The organism is Sphingomonas sp. UNC305MFCol5.2 (genome assembly GCF_000712135.1).
Taxonomy (GTDB): Bacteria; Pseudomonadota; Alphaproteobacteria; order Sphingomonadales; family Sphingomonadaceae; genus Sphingomonas.
Genome location: NZ_JOOE01000004.1, coordinates 528,389 through 546,372 on the forward strand (window position 1 = coordinate 528,389; position 17,984 = coordinate 546,372).

The following is a 17,984-nucleotide window of genomic DNA, read 5'->3' on the forward strand; positions in this document are numbered from 1 at the left end:
ACAGGGACGGGCATGCGCGACTTCACCGACAAGCTCATGATCGGGGCATTGCTCCCCGCTTTGGCCTGCATCGCCGTGCCGGCGGCCGCGCAGGACACGGTCGGCCTCGACGGATCGGCTTCCGACGCCAACAATCTGCCCTTCGCCCGGCGATCGACCGAACTCGCCGCGATGGGCATGATGCTCCAGTTCCGGGGCCAGAAATCGCAGGGCAAGCGTTGCTTCGAGACCGGTTGCCTGTTCATCATCAACCAGACGTCGGATTACGACGCGGTCGGGCTGTATCTCGATATCGGCTCGCCCGATCCCAGCGATGCGCCGGTTTGGGGCCCGAATCTCTTCCGGAACCAGAAGCTCCCCCCGAAACTCGCCCGCTGGGCCTACAAGGCGGGCGACGCGTCGATGTGCGCGCTGGGGGCCAGAGTGGTGCTCAGGCAGCGCAAGACGCACGAGGAGGTCGTTTCGGACGGCGTCGTGAGCCTCTGCAAGAGCCCGAAGGTCGATTCGGCGCTGCGGATCAACGTCAACACGCCCAAGGTGACGATCGACGAGCCCGGCGCGCATTAGGGTCGGCGGCTGGAGTGCCTCTTGCCTTGCTCTTCGCCGCGCATCGCAGTAAGTCGTCAAGGTGACGTGGCCGCCCGTGATGGGCGGCCCTTTCTATTTCTGGAGACGAAAAGTGGCCCAGCCGCTGATGCCGCACGCGACCGCTTCCTGGCTGGTCGACAATACTTCGCTCTCGTTCGAGCAGATCGCCGAGTTTTGCGGGCTCCACATCCTCGAGATCCAGGCGATCGCCGACGATACCGCAGCGACCAAGCTGACCGGCCGCGATCCCGTCCGCGCGCACGAGCTGACGATGGAAGAGATCGAGAAGGGCCAGGCCGATCCCGATTACACCCTCAAGATGCTGAAGGGCCCCGAGCAGGTCCGCCGCACCAAGGGCCCGCGCTACACCCCGGTCTCCAAGCGCCAGGACAAGCCCGACGGCATCGCCTGGATCCTGCGCCACCATCCAGAAATCTCCGACGGCGCGATCGGCAAATTGATCGGCACCACGCGCACGACGATCGCCGCGATCCGCGACCGCAGCCACTGGAACATCGCCAACATCACGCCGAAGGACCCCGTCACGCTCGGCCTCACGTCGCAGCGCGAGCTCGACGCGCTCGTCGCCAAGGCCGCCAAGGCCGCCGGTATCGAGGCGCCGACCGACACCCGGCTGGAAGGCGATCGCGAGGCGCTGATCGAGCAGCTCCGCGCCGAGCGCACCGCCGCCGCGCACGCAGCCGAAGCCGGCGAAGCGGGCGAGGAAGCCGGTCCGGTCGAGCACACCGCCGAGACCCTGTTCCGCCAGTAATTCCGCGCGCCCCGCATGACGCGGGGCGGTCACGCGTGTAGCCTCCCTGCGCGACTCGAAGAGCCGTGCAAGGGAGGATGCCGCATGTGTGACGAATTCACCGCCGCCGACAGCGAACGCTTTCTCGCCGATGCGATGACTCGCCGCGGCTTCGGGGCAGCGGCCGCGGTCGCCGGCATCGGCCTGCTGCTCCCGGTCCCCGCCAATGCGCTCGCGATCAAGGGACGCGACGTCACGATCAAGACACCCGACGGCACCGCCGACGCCTATTTCGTCGCGCCCGCCGCCGGCAAGCATCCGGCCGTACTGGTCTGGCCCGACATTTTCGGCCTGCGCCCGGCCTTCCGGCAGATGGCCGACCGGCTCGCCCAGTCGGGCTATGCCGTGCTCACCGTCAACCAGTTCTACCGATCGACCAAAGCGCCGTTCGTCACGCCGGGCCAGGGTTTCGATCAGGCGCTCGGCGAGAAGGTAGGGCCATGGCGCAAGCTGCTCACTCCCGAAGCCACTTCGCGTGATGCCAGGGCATTCGTCGCGTGGATCGACAAGCAGCGCGAAGTGAACACCAAACGCGGCATCGGCAGCACGGGCTATTGCATGGGCGGGCCGATGGTGATGCTCACCGCGGCCGGGTCTCCGGCACGCGTGCGTGCGGGGGCGACCTTCCATGGCGGTGGGCTCGCCGCCGACGACATGCTCGCGCGCATCCCGCAGATGAAGGCGAGCTACCTGATTGCCATCGCCGCCAACGACGATGCGCGCGCGCCGGGCGACAAGGACAAACTGCGCGCCGCCTTCGCCGCGGCGAAGCTGCCCGCCGAAATCCACGTCTATCAGGGTACGCAGCACGGCTGGTGCCCACCGGACAGCAAGGTCTACGATCAGGTACAGGCCGATCGCGCCTGGGAGCGGATGCTGGCCTTGTTCGGCAAGGCGCTCGCATAATCGACGGGGAGGACAGGCATGTCGGACGATCTGGTTTTCTACACCAACCCCCAGTCGCGCGGGCGCATTGCCCGCTGGATGCTCGAGGAGGCCGGCGCGGACTATCGCACCGAGGTCGTCGATTATGCCAGCCGGATGAAGAGCGCGGAATATCTCGCGATCAATCCGATGGGGAAGGTCCCCGCGATCGTCCATCACGGCAAGGTGGTGACCGAAGGCGCGGCGATCTGCGCCTATCTGGCCGAGGCTTTCCCCGAAGCGGGGCTCGCGCCGCGGCCCGAGGAGCGCGCCGATTATTATCGCTGGCTGTTCTTCGCCGCGGGACCGGTCGAGCAGGCAGTGACCAACAATCACGCCAAATTCGATCCCTCGCCCGAACAGACGCGGATGTTCGGTTACGGCAATTATGCCACCACGGTCGCCGTGCTCGAAAAGGCGGTTTCGGCGCATCCTTACATCGCGGGCGACCGCTTCACCGCGGCGGATGTCTATGTCGGCTCGGCGGTCGGCTGGGGGACCTTGTTCGGCACGCTGCCGAAGCACGCCGCGTTCACGGACTATTTCGAGCGGCTGCGCAGCCGGGAGGCGTTCCAGCGCGCCGCCGCGAAGGACGATGCGCTGGTGGAGAAGGCACAGGCCTGACCGACCGCCGCCAAACATATACTCTGCCCAACACTGTATCAGCGACGTCTTTCAGGCTGCGAGCCCTCCGATTTGGTACGGACGAGTTTGATCGGCGGGCCGCCCTCGACGATATCGAAGCTCGAATAGTCGGGTGCGAATTCCGCGACGATTCCCATTATCTCGGAAAAAAAGCGCGTAGTCGAAAGTGGGATCAGCCGTTCGGGTTGCGGGCCGCCGGTGTCGGCGAAAAGCCCCTCGGGTCGCGCCTTGAGAACGACCGAGAGCCCGCCCCCGGCGTAGGTGCCCGCAACTTCGATGAGCTGGGCATGCGTCAACGCCTTCTCCTCGACGGCGGGCGCGGCAATATCGGTCCAGCCATAATCGGTCGCGATCGCGCGGACGACTTCGTCGATCAGCCTTCTGGCCTGGCCGCTATTGGCGAGAACCACGATGCCGTCGCCCTTGCCGACATAGGCGATCATCGAAGATTGGAAGCCCTCGTTCAGCCCGTCATGACCGAAGCGCCGGGCGCCGTTCGAATAGAGTGCCGGCCCCAGGCCCCAATTGCCCTTGATCGGTGTCAGCATCGCACGCGCCATGGCCGGGGACAGACGGTGCCCTTCCTGACCCGCGGCGGCGGCCTGCACGTCGATCAGCAATCGCGCGAGATCGGCCGCGTTCGTCCACAGTCCGGCGGGGCCGAGCTCGGGATAGACATGATATTTGCCGGGGATCGGGACGCCTCCGGCATGCGCGGAGGCGATGTCGGCAAGGATCGCCGCAGACGGCGGCTGCGCATAGGCGCTGCGCGTCATCTTGAGCGGCCCGAGCAGTTCGCGCTGCGCCAGCGCGTCGAAGGGAATCCCGCTCACGTCTGACAGCGCGAGCTGCGTCAGCACGTAACCGCCGCCGGAATAGGTCCATTGTCCGCCCGCAGGCTGGGTGCTGCGCACCGCACCGGTATTGGCCGGCGGCTGGCCATCGAGGATTTGGGCGGGCGTCGGCAGAGCGGCGCCGGGCTGATACCCCGGGAAGCCGTGGATCCCCAATCCGGCAGTGTGGCTCAACAGCTGGCGGAGCGTCACACCGTCGGGTGCGAGCTTCGGATCGCGGGGCAGCTGCCACGAACGCAGGAACCGGTTGATGTCCTGGTCGAGCCCCAGCTTTCCCTGCTCCGCCAGCCGCAGCGCGATGACTGCCGTGGCGAGCTTGCTGATCGATGCCGCCTGGAACGCAGTGTCCGACGTGACAGGCGCGCAGGTGGAAGTATCGCGCACGCCCCAGCCCCGCGCCCAGGCCAGCTTGCCGCCGCGAAAGACCGCGACGCTGATCCCGGGCACATCATAAGCGCGCATCCGCTCGGCAAGGCTGTGGGGCCTGGCGCCCGGCCGGATTGCCGGCGGATTGAGGTTCGCCTCGACAAACCGGCTATGCGCGTTGCTCGGCCCGCCGGCTGCCGCGGCCGGAACCGGGCAGCGCTGTTCGCCAGGCTGCGCAACGGCATCGCCGCAGGCGATCAGCGCCGCGCCGGCTGCACCGAGAAACAGCGCGATCGCGCGTGGACGAAGGCTGGGCATGCGGCGTCTCTCCTGTTTCTCAGGTCAAGGGTTCGGGATCGTGAGTCTGATTGGGTGAGGGGGATGCGGGCGGAAGATCGGATTCAGGAACCGGAATCTTCCGCCACGGCCGCACGAAAGAGCTGTGCGTGCCATCGCGTCACGACCGACAGAGTAGCCAGCTCGATCGCCAGCACCGCCGCCTGTAGTATCGCCTGCCTGCTGTCGAGGAAGAGCGTGCCCATGAAGATGATGAGCGTCGCGGCGGCGGCCAGCGTGAGCATTCCCGCACGCCTGACACGCGACCAGTCACGCTCCAGCATCGCCCAGGCGATGCGAAGATGTCCAAGCCCGAGCAAGAGCAGGAGCAGCGAGAGCGAAGGCACGGCGGCCTGGTAGACGCCGCGCAGCAGGGCCTCCTGCGTGCCCCCCTCCAGCAGCGCGCCGCGGAGCCCTCCCTGTCCCGCGTAAAGATAAGGAAGGCCGAGTACCGCGCATCCGATTTGAAGCGCGGCCATCGGGATCATCAGGCAGAGCGCCAGGGCGTAGCTCGTCAGGACGAAGCGGCCTTCCTCCCGTGTCAGCATCTCCCGCCCGGCCGCCGCCAGGCAGCCGATCGCGAACGGCAGCGCTTTTCCTTCCGCCACCGCCGTCTCGAACTCGATTTGCATGGCAAGCGACCATTCCCGGCGGCTCTCGCCGAGGCAGCAGACCGCCAGCGCCATAACGGCGTGTGCCACCGCCGGCCTCATGCGAGCGCTCCCCCGGAAGGGAAAGTGCCGCGACCGCCGGACGTCTCCAGCGCAAGCGCGAAACCGGCAGCGGTCAATCGGTATGCGTGACGCGCGGGCCGGCCAGGCTGCGAAGGCTCGCGCCATTCGGCTTCGACCAGCGCCTGTTCGGTCATGCGCATCAGCAGCGGGTATAGCGTGCCGGACGAGAGGCCCGTCTCCTTCATCAGGTCATATCCATGCCGCCATTGCTGGCGTTGCGCGGACAGCGCATCCAGGAGGAGGCACATCTGCTTCGAGGGTTGTCGCTTTCGAGCCATGCTTGAATGCAACATATGTAGAGTTAATCGTCAAGGGCCATCGCGCCGGCGGCTTGCAATGTAGGATTTGGCCTGCTTCGCTGAGCGCCGGCCGGTCCATGCCGTGCCCGCTCTTTGACGCCGTCCATCCCTTGCTCATGGCGCGCAACATCGTTGCTCGTTTGCGCAATTTTATGAGTAAATTCGCGGGAAAAGTGCGAAGTTAAGCGCCGGAAATCCTACAAATCGCCGCCGCGACTCAGCTTCGCCAGCCGCGTCGGCAGCTCGGCCATCACCGTATCTCGATCGGTGTCGCTGGTCGCGCCCCAGCGGGCGATCTCGTCGAGCGTCCGGCCGCAGCCGATGCACCAGCCAGTGGCGGCGTGGATCCGGCAGATATTGGTGCAGGGCGACCGGACCGGCGACGATCCGGTGCTGGCCGGCGCGTTCACGCGCCGAGCGTGTACTTCAGGAAGTCGGGGACCGGGCCGTTCCAGCCCTCGTCCGGGCCGTCCTGCGAGGACTGCGCCTGGCGTCGCGGTTCCTGGCCCGGGCGTTCCTCGTCGCGTCCCCGGCCACGACCACCGCGTTCGCGGCGCGGCGCTGCGTCGCGCTGCCGGGGTTCAGCTTCGCGCGCGGGACGGGGCGCAGGCTCGGGCGCAGCTTCGACTTCGGGCGTCGCCTCGGCCTTGCGAGGCTCGGCTTCCGCCTTGCGGCCACGGCCGCGGCGCGGCGCAGTCTCGCGCTTTTCGGGAGCTTCCTCGCGCGCCGTTTCGCCGTTCGCCGGCTTGAGGCGCTCGATCTTCATGCCGGTGAGCTTCTCGATCTCGGCGATGTTCTCGGCGTCCTCGGACGTCACCAGGGTATAGGCGACGCCGGTCGCGCCCGCGCGGCCGGTGCGGCCGATGCGATGGACATAATCGTCGGGATGCCAGGGCGCGTCGAAATTATAGACGTGGCTGACGCCCTTGATGTCGAGCCCGCGGGCGGCGACGTCGGAAGCGACGAGGATGTTGACGGTGCCGGCCTTGAACCGGTCGAGCTCGGCGATGCGCTGCGATTGCTCCATGTCGCCATGGATTTCGGTCGAGCGGAAACCGCTCTTCTGCAGGCTCTTGTTGAGGTCGCGGACCGTGGTCTTGCGATTGCAGAAGATGATCGCAGTGGTGACGTCCTCGGCGCGGAGCAGGTCGCGCAGCACGCTGCGCTTGTCCGAAGCGGCGACCGGAACCACCCATTGCTTGATGTTGACGTTCGCCGTGGCCGGGCGGGCGACTTCGACGCGCTTGGGATCGGTCAGGAACTTGTCGGCCAGCTTCTTGATCACCGGCGGCATCGTCGCGGAGAACAGAAGCGTCTGGCGCTGCTTGGGCAGCTTGGTGCAGATTTCCTCGATATCGGGGATGAACCCCATGTCGAGCATCCGATCGGCCTCGTCGATCACGAGCAGGTTGCAGCCGGTGAGCAGGATCTTGCCGCGGCCGAACAGGTCCATCAGCCGGCCCGGCGTGGCGATCAGCACGTCGACGCCTTTTTCAAGCGCCTTGACCTGGTCGCCCATCTGCACGCCGCCGATCAGCAGCGCCATCGAGAGCTTGTGGTTGGTGCCGTATTTGACGAAATTCTCGGCGACCTGCGCGGCGAGTTCGCGCGTCGGCTCGAGGATCAGGCTGCGCGGCATCAGTGCGCGCGTGCGTCCCTCGCCGAGGATGTCGATCATCGGCAGCACGAAAGCGGCGGTCTTGCCGGTGCCCGTCTGCGCGATGCCGATCAGGTCCTTGCCCATCAGGACGGACGGGATCGCCTGCTTTTGAATCGGAGTCGGGTCGGTATAGCCCGCATCGGTCACTGCGCGCAGAAGTTCGTCAGAAAGGCCGAGATCGGCAAAGCTCATGTATTTTTCCGGAAATGGGCGCGGTCACCCACGCCGCCAAAGCCTTCACGCGCTTGCGGATTTGGCTGCCGATGTCAAGCCGGGAGAGGGGTTCAGCGCGCCGGGACCAGCGATGCGAAGGACTGAACGGCGCACAGGCGGCCCGATCGCGATCGGATCGAATCGCGCTTCGCGCACATCTTCTTGTCCTTGTTCGCCTTGACGTAGAAGCCCTGGTAGAAGCCGAGCGCGGGGCAATCATTGCCCAATTTGGCGCGCAGCATCGATCCGTCCTTGAGCACCAGATCGACGCTGTCGAAGCGATTGACCGAAAAGCCGGCCAGGCTTTCCATCTTGACGCAATCGCCCGCCTTTTTCTCGACCACCGCTGCGGGACGGGCCGAGCGCATGATGATCGTCGTCGTCTGGATGGTGACGCGTGGGACGTGGATGGTGATGCGCTGCTGGAGCAGGCCCGCCATATCCCGGCCGAGCGGCTCCGGCGATGATGCCGGGGCAGCGAACAGCAGCAATAGACCTGAGGTTGCAATCAGCGGGTTCAGCATGTCTGACAGCGCTTGTAGGACAAAGTTTTGAACGGTGGATGAACTGCCGCGCGGCGTGCTAACCGACGCGGCCATGACACCAGCACAACGCCAGCTTGTCGAGACCGTCCTCGAACGCTTCGGTCCCAAGGCCGCGACCACCGATGCAGAGGCGATCGCGCCGTGGCTGACCGACTGGCGCGGCCGCTATCACGGCGAGGCTCCGGCGCTCCTTTCGCCGAGTTCGACCGAGGAGGTCGCCGCGATCGTGGGACTGGCTGCGGAAGCCGGGGTGGCGCTGGTTCCGCAGGGCGGGAACACCGGCATGGTCGGCGGGGCGACGCCGCCCGCGGACGGATCGGCGCTATTGCTGTCGCTGCGCCGGATGAACCGGATTCGCGCGCTTTCGCCGACGAGCAACCTTGCGGTAGCCGAAGCCGGCGTGATCCTCGCCGATCTGCGCGGGGCGGCGGAGGAAGCGGGGCGCCGCTTTCCGCTCGATCTCGGCGCGCGCGGAAGTGCTACGATCGGCGGGCTGGTCTCGACCAATGCGGGCGGCACGCAGGTGCTGCGCTTCGGGACGATGCGCAGCCTCGTGGCGGGCGTCGAGGCGGTGCTTCCCGACGGTTCGATCCACAACGGCATCGCCGCGCTCAAGAAGGATAATCGCGGCTATGATCTCAACCAGCTGCTGATCGGCGCGGAGGGTACGCTGGGCATCGTCACTGCGGCGACGCTGCGGCTGGTCCCCGGGGTGACGGCACGCGCCGTGGCGTGGGTGGGGCTCGACGGCCCCGCCCGGGCACTCGAATTGCTGCGTGCGCTCGAGAGCCGGACCGACGCGGTCGAGAGCTTCGAGATCCTGCCCGAAAAGACCCTGGCGCTCGTGCTCCGGCATGTTCCCGGTACGCGCCGTCCACTGGAGACCGCGCATCCCTGGCATGTGCTGATCGAGGCGGTGGCGACCGATCCCTCGGCCGAATCGCCCGCGGTGTTGCTCGAGCGTCTGCTCGCTTCCGCGCTGGAGGCGGGGCTCGCCGGCGAGGCGGTCATCGCCGCGAGCGAGGCGCAGGCGGAGGGCTTCTGGCGCATCCGCCATTCGATCTCCGAGGCCGAGCGCACCGGCGGACCCGCCGTGCAGCACGACATTTCGGTGCCGGTCGACGACATGCCGCGTTTCATGATCGAAGGCGGGGCCGAAGCCGAAACGCGCTTTCCGGGCACCGAGGCGGTGGCTTACGGCCATCTCGGCGACGGCAATGTCCATTTCCACGTACGCGCGCCTGAGGGTGTCGATCCCGGCATCTGGTACGCGGAGGAGGGGCCGCGAATCTCGCGCCACGTCCACGACATGGTCGTCGCCACGGGCGGATCGATCTCGGCCGAACACGGCATCGGCCAGATGAAACGCGCCGAGCTGGAGCGGCTGAGCGCACCTTCGCGGATGACAGTATTGCGCGCGATAAAGACGGCGCTGGATCCCCGGAATATTCTCAATCCGGGAAAGCTTGTGGCGCTTGCGCCCGGAGCCACGAGACCATAGACCTGCGCCCGAATTTCAAGATTCAGCATTTTCAGGAGAGTTTCGGATGGCCAGCGCGCCACAACAGTCGCTTCCGTTGTTCTACAACCAACTCGAACCGCTTTCGAGCCAGACGCACGCCGATTTCCGCATCCGCGTTCGCGACAAGGCGCCGTTCCTCGCCAGCCAGCACGCCGTTCCGGTGACGGTCGAGGAATTCCCGCTCGTCCAGCGCTACATGCCGATCGTCTTCTCGGTGGGCGACGATCCCGTTCCGCTCGCGCTGATGGGCCTGAACGAAGGCGTGAACACCTTTTTCGACGACGAAGGCGGACTGATCGATCCGAACTTCTACGTCCCGGCCTATATTCGCCGTTACCCCTATCTGCTCGCGCGGCTGCGTCCCGACACCGACGAGCTCTCGCTCTGCTTCGATCCGTCCTCCGACACCGTCGGTGCATTCGAGGAAGGCGAGAAGCTGTTCGAGAATGGCGAGCCGACCGAGACCACCAAGAACATCCTCCAGTTCAACGAGCAGTTCGAGCAGGCGGGTGCGCGCACCGCGATGTTCATGAAGGACCTCAAGGAGCTGGGCCTGCTGATCGACGGCGAAGTGACCATCCAGCAGGAAGGCCATGAGCAGCCCTTCGTCTATCGCGGCTTCATGATGATCGACGAGAACAAGCTCAACGAGCTGCGCGGCGATCAGCTGCGGAAAATCGTCCAGAACGGCATGCTGCCGCTGATCTATGCGCATCTCTTCTCGCTGGCGCTGATGCGCGACGTCTTCGGGCGCCAGGTTCGCATGGGCAAGATGCCGCAGCCGCAGCTCGTCAACCCGGCCTGATGCTTCCACGCGGCGGTCGTTACGACCGGGGGGCAATCGCCTTCCACTGGACGACCGCCGCGCTGGTCCTCGTCAATCTCTTCCTCGGGCTCTTCCACGAATCGCTTCTGGAAGGGATTCGAGTCATTCCGACGCACAAGGCGATAGGCGCGACTGTGCTGGTACTTAGCCTCGGCCGTCTCGGCTGGCGGCTGACGCATCGCCCGCCGCATTTCCCCGAGAACATGAAAGCCGCGGAAAAGGCGCTCGCCAAAGCCGTGCACTGGCTTTTCTATGCGCTGCTGATCGCGCTGCCGCTGACCGGCTGGATGTTCACGTCCAATCCCGCGCGCCCGCGACCGGTCAGCTGGTTCGGGCTGTTCGATCTGCCGCTCCTCCCGATGACGCGCGATATCGCCGTCACCGCACATGATGTGCATGAGGCGCTCGGGCTGCTGATGGCGGGGCTCGTAGTGCTCCATGTCGCGGCTGCGCTGCGCCACCATTTCCTGCTACGGGATCGCGTGCTCGCGCGGATGCTGCCCTGGGCCGCCCGCAACGGCTGAGCGCCGCTGCCGCACGTTTCCTCGCACTATGGCGGGAGGCCTTGAACTCCTTGGTCTCTCGACTATATTTCCACTGTGCGGCGTCGTGTCCCCCCTTTCGCGAGGCCGTGCGGCACGCCTTCGGGCGTGTCTCCTCCCTGAACCTTGGCCACCTCGTGCCTAGTGCACGAGGTGGTTTTTTATTGTCCGCTACTCGGCGGCGATCGCGGTGGGGAGCGCTTCGTCGGTGACTGCGTCGATGATCGCGCGGAGCAGCTGCGTGGTGGCCGGCAGGCCGGGGCCGGGGCCGTCCAGCGCCGCATCGAGATAGAGCCCGCGATCGAATTCGAGCTGGATGGCGTGCACCCCGCGCCGCGGCTCGCCATGGCGCTCGAGGACATGGCCGCCCGAATAAGGTGCGTTGGCCGCCGTCGCCACGCCGTGCGCGCGCGCCACGCCTTCGATCCGGCCGATGAACCGGGCCGCGGCGGACTTGCCGAACCTGTCGCCGAGCACGAGTCGCGGCGCGCTGGCCGCCGGGCCGAGCGACGGCATCGAATGGATGTCGATCAGCACCGCGACGCCGAACCGCGCCCGCGCCGATGCCAGCGCCGCCGCGATCGCCGCATGATAGGGGCGGTGATCCGCGTGGATTCGCATCTGGACTTCGTCTGCGGACAGGCGGCGCTGCCAAATGTCGCCCGAACTGCCGACCCTGCGCGGGACGAGCCCCAGCCCGCTGCGAAGCTTGGCCGATTGCGGATGGCCGATCGTGACCGCACCATCGTCGAGCCGCGGATCACGCTCATGTTCGGCGCGGTTGAGGTCGATCCAAGCACGGGCGCGCTGCGCCACGAACAGCGTCTCCGTGCGGCGCGCGTCGAGACCCAGTGCGTCGGCATAGCGGTCTTCGAGGCCCTTGAGCGCCGCCAGCGGCACGCGGATCGCGGATCGAAGCGGCAGCGGATAGTCCCGCCCCGCATGCGGCACCGAGAGAATCACCGGGGTGAGCGGTTCGAGAGGCCCATGGCGCACGAAGGAGGGCAATGGCGTCACTTGTCCCTGACTAGGCACGGGGCGCCTTGTCAGCAATCATCCTGATGCAATCTTGCTGGAATTTTTTAAAGGCTTTGCGCATAGGATGGACCCCTGAAATTGGTTTGGGGTAGAGATGATCCGAATTCTGCTGGCCGAGGATGACCGCGTGATGCGGGAATACCTCACCCGGGCGCTGGAGCGTTCGGGCTATGCGGTCAGCGCCGTCGATCGCGGCACCGAGGCGATTCCGCTGCTCGAGGCCGAGCGATTCGACCTGCTCCTCACCGACATCGTCATGCCCGAGATGGACGGGATCGAGCTCGCCCAGCGCGCGAGCGAGATGGCGCCCGAGATGCGGGTGATGTTCATCACCGGTTTCGCGGCGGTCACGCTCAAGGCCGGCAAGCAGGTTCCGCAGGCGCGGGTGCTGTCCAAGCCGTTCCATCTGCGCGACCTGGTTCTCGAAGTCGATCGCATGTTCGAATCGGAGAATGCCGGCTTCAATTGATTTAGCGTTCGGAGGCGCTTGCGCGGGGCGAAAACCCCCGCTAAAGCCCGCCCTCCTTGGGGGCGTGTAGCTCAGTGGTAGAGCACTGTGTTGACATCGCAGGGGTCGCAAGTTCAATCCTTGCCACGCCCACCATTAAAAAGGCTAGCAAGGTCGATACCTTGCTAGCCTTTTTGTTTTATCCGGCCGTTCCGCTGCCATGACTGACCCCCGCGCTGCGGGTCGCCTGGAGCCTCAGGCGCCGCGAAGACGTTCCAGCTCGCCGCGATAACGATCTACCAGTTCGGGAGGCGCATCCTGGGCATGGCGCGCTAGGAATTTCTCGATCGCGTCGCGATATTCGTGACGGAAGTCAGGATTGTCGGGACTTGCCTCGACCTGCGCGGCGGCACGCTCGACCGGTTCGAGCGCTGCCCTGAGCAGCAGCCTTTTGCCGAAGGGCGATTCGTCGCGCATGATCGCGATATTGCGTTCGAACCCGGGAATGTACTTGACGACGAAGCGCTCGCCTTTGGGGGGAATCTCGATCGCGTTGCGCGGCGGGTAAAGGCTCGCGGACATGGTATCGAAGCCGGTCTTGACGTCGTGGCCGTCGGCGGTGCGGATCACGGCGTCATATTCCCAGATATTGGCATCGTTGAGCTGGGAGCTGGTTTCCTCCTCATGCGTGATCACTGCGGTGCCATAGGTGCCGTAGGCGTTGAGGAAGACCGCATTGGCCATCGACCCGAGGAAGATATTGGCGATCCCGATCACGAAGCCGAGCACGCTCAGCCCCATCCAGGCATAATTCCGGAGCAATGCACTTGCCGCGCCGCCCAGCGCGAAGCCGGCGAGGATCCAGAGCGGCAGCGACAGCAGCGAATGCTGGCTGATGAAGAAGAAGAACGCGGACAGGAAGACCATGAGAGGCTGGGCTATCGCGAGCCTCGAGCGAAGGCAACCGCGCATCGGCCGCGGCAACGCGCCCCCATCGTAACGCGCAGTCGATCGAACCTCACGCGCCGGCGGCGGTCAGCCTGTCCAGTTGTTTGGAGGTGAGCGTGAGATCCCAGCTGCCGGCCAGCTCGTCGAGTTGCTCGATCGACGTGGCGCTGGCGATCGGAGCGGTGACTCCCGCCTGCGCGGCGAGCCATGCCAGTGCGATCTGGGCGAGGCTCGCCCCTGTCTCCGCGGCGACTTCGTCCATCGCGGCGAGCACCGTGCCGCCTTTGCTTTCGAGAAACGCCGCCATCCGGCCGCCGCGAACGCTTTTGCCGAGATCGGCTTCGCTGCGATACTTGCCGGTGAGGAAGCCCGAAGCGAGACCGTAATAGGGCACGACACCGATATTATGGGTGACGCACAAGTCCTGAAGCTCGCCTTCGAACTTGTGGCGGCTGACCAGATTATATTCGGGCTGGAGCACCCGATAATGGGGGAGCCCCTCGCGCATGGCCACGTCGAGCGCGGACTTGAGACGGGCGGCGTGGAAGTTGGAGGCGCCGAGCGTGCGAACCTTGCCTGCCTCGATCAGCGTGGCGAACGCCGCGAGCACCTCTTCCTGCGGCACATCCTCGTCGTCCTGATGCGCGAAATAGAGATCGATCGTGTCGACGCCGAGCCGCTGGAGCGAGGCTTCGGCCGCGGCGGCAATGCGCGCGGGAGCCAGCCCGGTGCCGCCCTCGCCATCGAGCATGCCGACCTTGGTCGCGAGGAGCACCTTGTCGCGCTTGCCCGAGTTGCGCAGCCACTCGCCGATGATCGTCTCGGATTCGCCGCCCCGATGCCCGGGGACCCAGCTCGAATAGACGTCGGCAGTGTCGATCATCGTGCCGCCCGCATCGACGAAGCGATCGAGAATGCGGAAGCTCGTCGCCTTGTCCGCGGTCCAGCCGAAGACGTTGCCCCCCAGCACGAGCGGTGGCGTCATGAGGCCGCTGGTGCCGAGTTCGCGGAGCACGGTCATTGCCACACCGATCCATTGTCGCCGAAGCTCGCGTTGACGTCGGTCGCCGCCGCCGCTTCGTTGAGCTGGCGGGCTTCGTCGGCGGACGGCGCGTTTTCGTCGGAGCCGCCGCAGCCCGCGAGCGCCAGGGCGATCAGCAGCAGCGGCAGCCCGCGCATCATTCGTCGATCTCGTTGCCGGCGTCGGCGGCGTTGCCCTGGTACGAATTCTCGGCCTCGGTGAAGGCGGCCTCGGTGGCGGCGTTGGCGGCGTTCACGTCGCTGACCGCTTCGCCCATCGTGTTGCTGTCGCCGGTGACGGTTTCATTGGCTTCGGCCGCCTCGTTCTTCGCGCCGCCGCAGGCGGAAAGGGCGAGCAGGGCGACGGGGAGGAGGAGCAGGGTCTTGCGCATGGGTTCAGCCTCTTGTTTAGCCTCGCGAAGGGCTAAACAGCGGGGGCGGACTGCGCAACTGCGTTGACCTGATATAAAGATATCTTTATATCTATAAGCCGCATGGTCCAGGCCCTCGCCATCTTCCGCGCTCTCGCGGACTCCACGCGGCTGCGCATCGTCGCGTTGCTGCGCTCGATGGAGCTGTCGGTGGGCGAGCTAGCGCAGGTGCTCGGGCAGAGCCAGCCGCGCGTCAGCCGGCATGTGAAGATCCTGTGCGACGCGGGCCTCGCCGAGCGGCGCAAGGAGGGAAGCTGGGTGTTCGTCGCGCTGGGCGCGCACGCCAAGGTCCAACCGATCCTCGGGGCGCTCGATAGCTGGAACGAAGCCGATCACTGGACCGTCGCCGACGAGGCGCGGCTGGCGGCGGTGCGCGCCGATCGGGCGAGCGCGGCGGCGGAGTGGTTCGAGGCCAATGCCGGCCAGTGGGACGCGATTCGATCGCTCCATGTCGCCGAGAGCGAAGTCGAGGCGGCGATGGCCAAGGCGCTGGGCGATACGCCGATGGGCAGCCTGATCGATATCGGTACGGGCACCGGCCGGATGCTCGAACTGTTCGCGCCGCTCGCCCGAAACGCGCTGGGTATCGATCGCTCCTCCGAAATGCTGCGACTGGCGCGCGCCAAACTCTCCGAGCGCGGGCTGGCGCATACCGAGCTGCGCCAGGCGGACCTCTATGCGCTGCCGCTGCAGGACGGCGGCGCGGATGCAGCGATATTGCATCATGTGCTTCATTTCGCCCAGCAGCCGGGCGCCGCGATCGGCGAAGCAGCGCGCGTTCTGAGCGATGGTGGGCGGCTTTTGATCGTCGATTTCGCGCCGCATGATCGCGAGGAATTGCGTTCGCGCGATGCGCATACCCGGCTGGGTTTCTCGGACGAGCAGGTCCTCAGCTGGTTCTCCGGCGCGGGGCTCGCCCCGGCGCAGATCGAGACGCTCGAGGGCGGTGAACTGACCGTCAAATTGTGGCTGGGTCGCAAGACCGGCATGGAATCGAAGAAAGTGAAGGCGGCATGAGTATCGTGGACCCGCTGGCGGCCCCGCTGTTCGCGGACGTGGCCGGCGACATCGAAGTGAGCTTCGAATTTTTCCCGCCCAAGACCGAGAAGATGGAGGAGACGCTCTGGGAATCGATCCAGACGCTGTCGCCGCTCGGCCCGCGCTTCGTCAGCGTGACCTATGGCGCGGGCGGTACGACGCGCGAGCGGACGCACAATACGGTGGCGCGGATCGCGCGCGAAACGGCGATCCCGGCCGCAGCGCATCTCACCTGCGTCGAGGCGACGCGCGAGGAGATCGATCAGGTCGCCGAGGAATATTGGGCGGCGGGCGTTCGCCATATCGTCGCGCTGCGCGGCGATCCGCCGCGGGCGGGCGAGAAATTCCGGTCGCACCCGGGCGGGTACGAGAACGCAGCGGCCCTGGTGGCGGGGCTGAAGAAGCTCCACCCGTTCGAAATCTCGGTCGCGGCCTATCCCGAATGCCATCCGGATTCGGCGAACGCGACTGCCGATATCGACAATCTCAAGGCCAAGATCGATGCGGGCGCGACCCGCGCGATCACGCAGTTCTTCTTCGAGCCCGAGACCTTCTTCCGCTTCCGCGACGATGCCGCCAAAGCCGGGATCACCGCCGAGATCGTGCCGGGGATCATGCCGGTGATGAACTTCGCCAGCGTCCAGCGCATGTCGGCAATGTGCGGCACCGCGGTGCCGGCGTGGATGGGCAAATTGTTCGAGGGATTGGACGAGCATCCTGCGGCACGGCAGCTGGTCGCGGCGACGCTTGCCGCCGAATTGTGCCGGAAACTGTATGCGGGCGATGTGCGGCAGTTCCACTTCTACACGCTCAATCGCGCGGAGCTGAGCTACGCGATCTGCCATCTGCTCGGGCTGCGGCCGAAGGTCGGCGCGGAGCTGGTGGCGGCCTGAACTCAAATAGCCCCTCCCCTTCAGGGGAGGGGTTGGGGTGGGGCAGTGCCTCAGGCGGTATCGCTCGCTGACAGGCCCCACCCCCCCCCCCCCCCCCCCCCCCCCCGGGGGGGGGGGGGGGGGGGGGGGGGGCAGTGCCTCAGGCGGTATCGCTCGCTGACAGGCCCCACCCCCAACCCCTCCCCTGAAGGGGAGGGGCTTAAGAAGGTGAAGAAAATGACTGCACGCGAGAAACTGCTGGCCGAAGCCGCCAAGCGCATCCTGATCACCGACGGTGCGTTCGGAACCGAGATCCAGAACTGGAAGCTGGGCGAAGAGGCCTATGCCGGTGATCTGGGCCTCAGCCACGATCAGAAGGGCAATAACGACATCCTCGCGCTGACCAAGCCCGAGGTGCCGGCATCGATCCACCGCGCCTATTTCGAGGCCGGGGCCGACATCGCCGAGACCAACACCTTCTCGGCCAACCGGATCAGCCAGGCCGATTACGGCGCCGAGCATCTGGTGCGCGAGATCAATGTCGAGAGCGCAAAGCTGGCGCGTTCGATCGCCGACGAGTTCGAGGCGAAGGACGGGCGGCCGCGCTTCGTGGCCGGCGCGCTGGGGCCGACCAACAAGACGCTGTCACTGAGCCCGGACGTCAACGATCCAGGCTATCGCGAGATCGACTTCGATTACCTCAAGGACGTGTACCGCGAGCAGATCGATGCGCTGGTCGAGGGCGGCGTCGATTTCATTCTGATTGAGACGGTGTTCGATACCCTGAACGCCAAGGCCGGGGTCATGGCGGCGATCGAGGCGGGCAACGATCTCGGCCGCGACCTGCCGATCATGCTGTCGATGACGCTGACCGATCTCTCGGGGCGGAATTTGTCGGGGCACACCGTCGAGGCGTTTTGGCACGCAGTGCGTCATGCGCGGCCGGTGACGATCGGGCTCAATTGCTCGTTTGGGGCGGAGCAGCTGCGGCCGCACGTCAAGACGCTGAGCGCGCTGTGCGACACGCTGATCATGGTCTATCCCAATGCCGGCCTGCCTAACGAATTGGGCGCCTATGACGAGGCACCGGCGACCACCGCCGGACTGGTCAAGGAATGGGCCGATGCCGGGCAGGTCAATGTGCTCGGCGGGTGCTGCGGATCGACGCCGGCGCACATCGCGGCGATCGCGCAGGCGGTGAAGGACTTGCCGGCGCGGCCACTGCCGACCCCGGAAGTGCGGACGCGGCTCGCCGGGCTCGAACCGTTCACGATGGCGGCGTAACCCGCAAATTCCCTCTCCCCTTCAGGGGAGAGGGTTAGGG

22 protein-coding genes and 1 tRNA gene are annotated in these 17,984 nt (G+C 66.3%); 12 read left to right on the top strand and 11 right to left on the bottom strand.

Going from position 1 to position 17,984, the window contains the following annotated elements:
- Nucleotides 1-12 precede the first annotated feature (12 nt).
- The 4 genes from BR78_RS0118650 to BR78_RS0118665 all read left to right on the top strand — a co-directional run bounded on the left by BR78_RS0118650 (nt 13) and on the right by BR78_RS0118665 (nt 2,947).
- Nucleotides 13-567, top strand: a complete 555-nt coding sequence (locus BR78_RS0118650) for a hypothetical protein (RefSeq protein WP_029937352.1) — start codon at nt 13-15, stop codon at nt 565-567.
- Between the two features lie 112 nt (nt 568-679).
- Nucleotides 680-1,360 carry a DUF1013 domain-containing protein gene (locus BR78_RS0118655; RefSeq protein WP_029724134.1) on the top strand — a complete coding sequence of 227 codons (681 nt, stop codon included), beginning with the start codon at nt 680-682 and terminating at the stop codon, nt 1,358-1,360.
- An 84-nt stretch (nt 1,361-1,444) separates the two neighbouring features.
- Nucleotides 1,445-2,305 (top strand): dienelactone hydrolase family protein, encoded by an 861-nt coding sequence (locus BR78_RS0118660; RefSeq protein WP_029937353.1) that lies wholly within the window; start codon nt 1,445-1,447, stop codon nt 2,303-2,305.
- A gap of 18 nt (nt 2,306-2,323) precedes the next feature.
- Nucleotides 2,324-2,947, top strand: coding sequence for a glutathione S-transferase family protein (locus BR78_RS0118665; protein ID WP_029937354.1), 624 nt, complete (start codon nt 2,324-2,326; stop codon nt 2,945-2,947).
- Between the two features lie 38 nt (nt 2,948-2,985).
- Here BR78_RS0118665 and BR78_RS0118670 read toward each other — a convergent pair whose 3' ends face one another.
- The 6 genes from BR78_RS0118670 to BR78_RS0118695 form a co-directional block, all read right to left on the bottom strand.
- Nucleotides 2,986-4,506, bottom strand: coding sequence for a serine hydrolase domain-containing protein (locus tag BR78_RS0118670; RefSeq protein WP_051683412.1), 1,521 nt, complete (start codon nt 4,504-4,506; stop codon nt 2,986-2,988).
- A gap of 83 nt (nt 4,507-4,589) precedes the next feature.
- On the bottom strand, nt 4,590-5,225 hold the full coding sequence (locus BR78_RS0118675; RefSeq protein WP_231478319.1) for a hypothetical protein: 636 nt from the start codon (nt 5,223-5,225) through the stop codon (nt 4,590-4,592).
- Between the two features lie 8 nt (nt 5,226-5,233).
- Entirely contained in the window at nt 5,234-5,506 is a 273-nt protein-coding gene (locus tag BR78_RS0118680; protein WP_081855848.1) for a PadR family transcriptional regulator, read from the bottom strand.
- Between the two features lie 248 nt (nt 5,507-5,754).
- The gene (locus BR78_RS0118685; protein WP_037567045.1) at nt 5,755-5,967 is read right to left on the bottom strand and encodes a DUF1289 domain-containing protein; all 213 of its coding nucleotides are present in this window, start codon (nt 5,965-5,967) and stop codon (nt 5,755-5,757) included.
- Nucleotides 5,964-7,409, bottom strand: a complete 1,446-nt coding sequence (locus tag BR78_RS0118690; RefSeq protein WP_029937359.1) for a DEAD/DEAH box helicase — start codon at nt 7,407-7,409, stop codon at nt 5,964-5,966. The genes BR78_RS0118685 and BR78_RS0118690 overlap by 4 nt, the downstream gene beginning before the upstream one ends.
- Nucleotides 7,410-7,501: 92 nt before the next feature.
- Complete coding sequence (locus BR78_RS0118695; RefSeq protein WP_029724126.1) at nt 7,502-7,954, bottom strand: hypothetical protein; 453 nt, start codon at nt 7,952-7,954, stop codon at nt 7,502-7,504.
- Nucleotides 7,955-8,027: 73 nt separating this feature from the next.
- Between BR78_RS0118695 and BR78_RS0118700 the strand changes: the two genes are divergently transcribed.
- From BR78_RS0118700 to BR78_RS0118710, 3 genes are read left to right on the top strand one after another with little or no spacing between them, the layout of a single operon-like run.
- Nucleotides 8,028-9,476: an FAD-binding oxidoreductase gene (locus BR78_RS0118700; RefSeq protein ID WP_025561260.1), complete on the top strand. Its 1,449-nt coding sequence runs from the start codon at nt 8,028-8,030 to the stop codon at nt 9,474-9,476.
- 46 nt (nt 9,477-9,522) lie between these two features.
- Complete coding sequence (locus BR78_RS0118705; RefSeq protein ID WP_025561259.1) at nt 9,523-10,302, top strand: SapC family protein; 780 nt, start codon at nt 9,523-9,525, stop codon at nt 10,300-10,302.
- Complete coding sequence (locus BR78_RS0118710) at nt 10,302-10,847, top strand: cytochrome b (RefSeq protein WP_029724124.1); 546 nt, start codon at nt 10,302-10,304, stop codon at nt 10,845-10,847. The genes BR78_RS0118705 and BR78_RS0118710 overlap by 1 nt, the downstream gene beginning before the upstream one ends.
- Before the next feature lie 189 nt (nt 10,848-11,036).
- On the opposite strand, the gene BR78_RS0118715 is transcribed toward BR78_RS0118710, so the two are convergent.
- Complete coding sequence (locus tag BR78_RS0118715; protein ID WP_231478321.1) at nt 11,037-11,861, bottom strand: N-formylglutamate amidohydrolase; 825 nt, start codon at nt 11,859-11,861, stop codon at nt 11,037-11,039.
- A gap of 136 nt (nt 11,862-11,997) precedes the next feature.
- On the opposite strand from BR78_RS0118715, the gene cpdR reads away from it, so the two are divergent.
- Nucleotides 11,998-12,372, top strand: coding sequence for a cell cycle two-component system response regulator CpdR (gene cpdR, locus BR78_RS0118720; RefSeq protein WP_025561237.1), 375 nt, complete (start codon nt 11,998-12,000; stop codon nt 12,370-12,372).
- Between the two features lie 60 nt (nt 12,373-12,432).
- A tRNA-Val gene (locus tag BR78_RS0118725) sits at nt 12,433-12,507 on the top strand.
- A gap of 99 nt (nt 12,508-12,606) precedes the next feature.
- Here the strand turns inward: BR78_RS0118725 and BR78_RS0118730 are convergent.
- From BR78_RS0118730 to BR78_RS0118745, 4 genes are all read right to left on the bottom strand, one after another.
- Entirely contained in the window at nt 12,607-13,278 is a 672-nt protein-coding gene (locus BR78_RS0118730) for a hypothetical protein (RefSeq protein ID WP_025561238.1), read from the bottom strand.
- A gap of 91 nt (nt 13,279-13,369) precedes the next feature.
- A complete protein-coding gene (locus BR78_RS0118735; RefSeq protein ID WP_029937360.1) occupies nt 13,370-14,320 on the bottom strand; it encodes an aldo/keto reductase in 951 nt (316 codons plus the stop codon).
- The gene (locus BR78_RS21860; protein ID WP_156022383.1) at nt 14,317-14,481 is read right to left on the bottom strand and encodes a hypothetical protein; all 165 of its coding nucleotides are present in this window, start codon (nt 14,479-14,481) and stop codon (nt 14,317-14,319) included. The genes BR78_RS0118735 and BR78_RS21860 overlap by 4 nt, the downstream gene beginning before the upstream one ends.
- Entirely contained in the window at nt 14,478-14,711 is a 234-nt protein-coding gene (locus BR78_RS0118745) for a hypothetical protein (RefSeq protein WP_025561243.1), read from the bottom strand. The genes BR78_RS21860 and BR78_RS0118745 overlap by 4 nt, the downstream gene beginning before the upstream one ends.
- A gap of 102 nt (nt 14,712-14,813) precedes the next feature.
- Between BR78_RS0118745 and BR78_RS0118750 the strand changes: the two genes are divergently transcribed.
- The 3 genes from BR78_RS0118750 to BR78_RS0118760 all read left to right on the top strand — a co-directional run bounded on the left by BR78_RS0118750 (nt 14,814) and on the right by BR78_RS0118760 (nt 17,944).
- On the top strand, nt 14,814-15,767 hold the full coding sequence (locus BR78_RS0118750) for an ArsR/SmtB family transcription factor (protein ID WP_025561242.1): 954 nt from the start codon (nt 14,814-14,816) through the stop codon (nt 15,765-15,767).
- On the top strand, nt 15,764-16,681 hold the full coding sequence (metF, locus tag BR78_RS0118755; protein WP_029937361.1) for a methylenetetrahydrofolate reductase: 918 nt from the start codon (nt 15,764-15,766) through the stop codon (nt 16,679-16,681). Before BR78_RS0118750 ends, metF begins: the two co-directional genes overlap by 4 nt.
- A 216-nt stretch (nt 16,682-16,897) precedes the next feature.
- A complete protein-coding gene (locus BR78_RS0118760) occupies nt 16,898-17,944 on the top strand; it encodes a homocysteine S-methyltransferase family protein (protein WP_029937362.1) in 1,047 nt (348 codons plus the stop codon).
- The last annotated feature ends 40 nt before the right edge of the window (nt 17,945-17,984 follow it).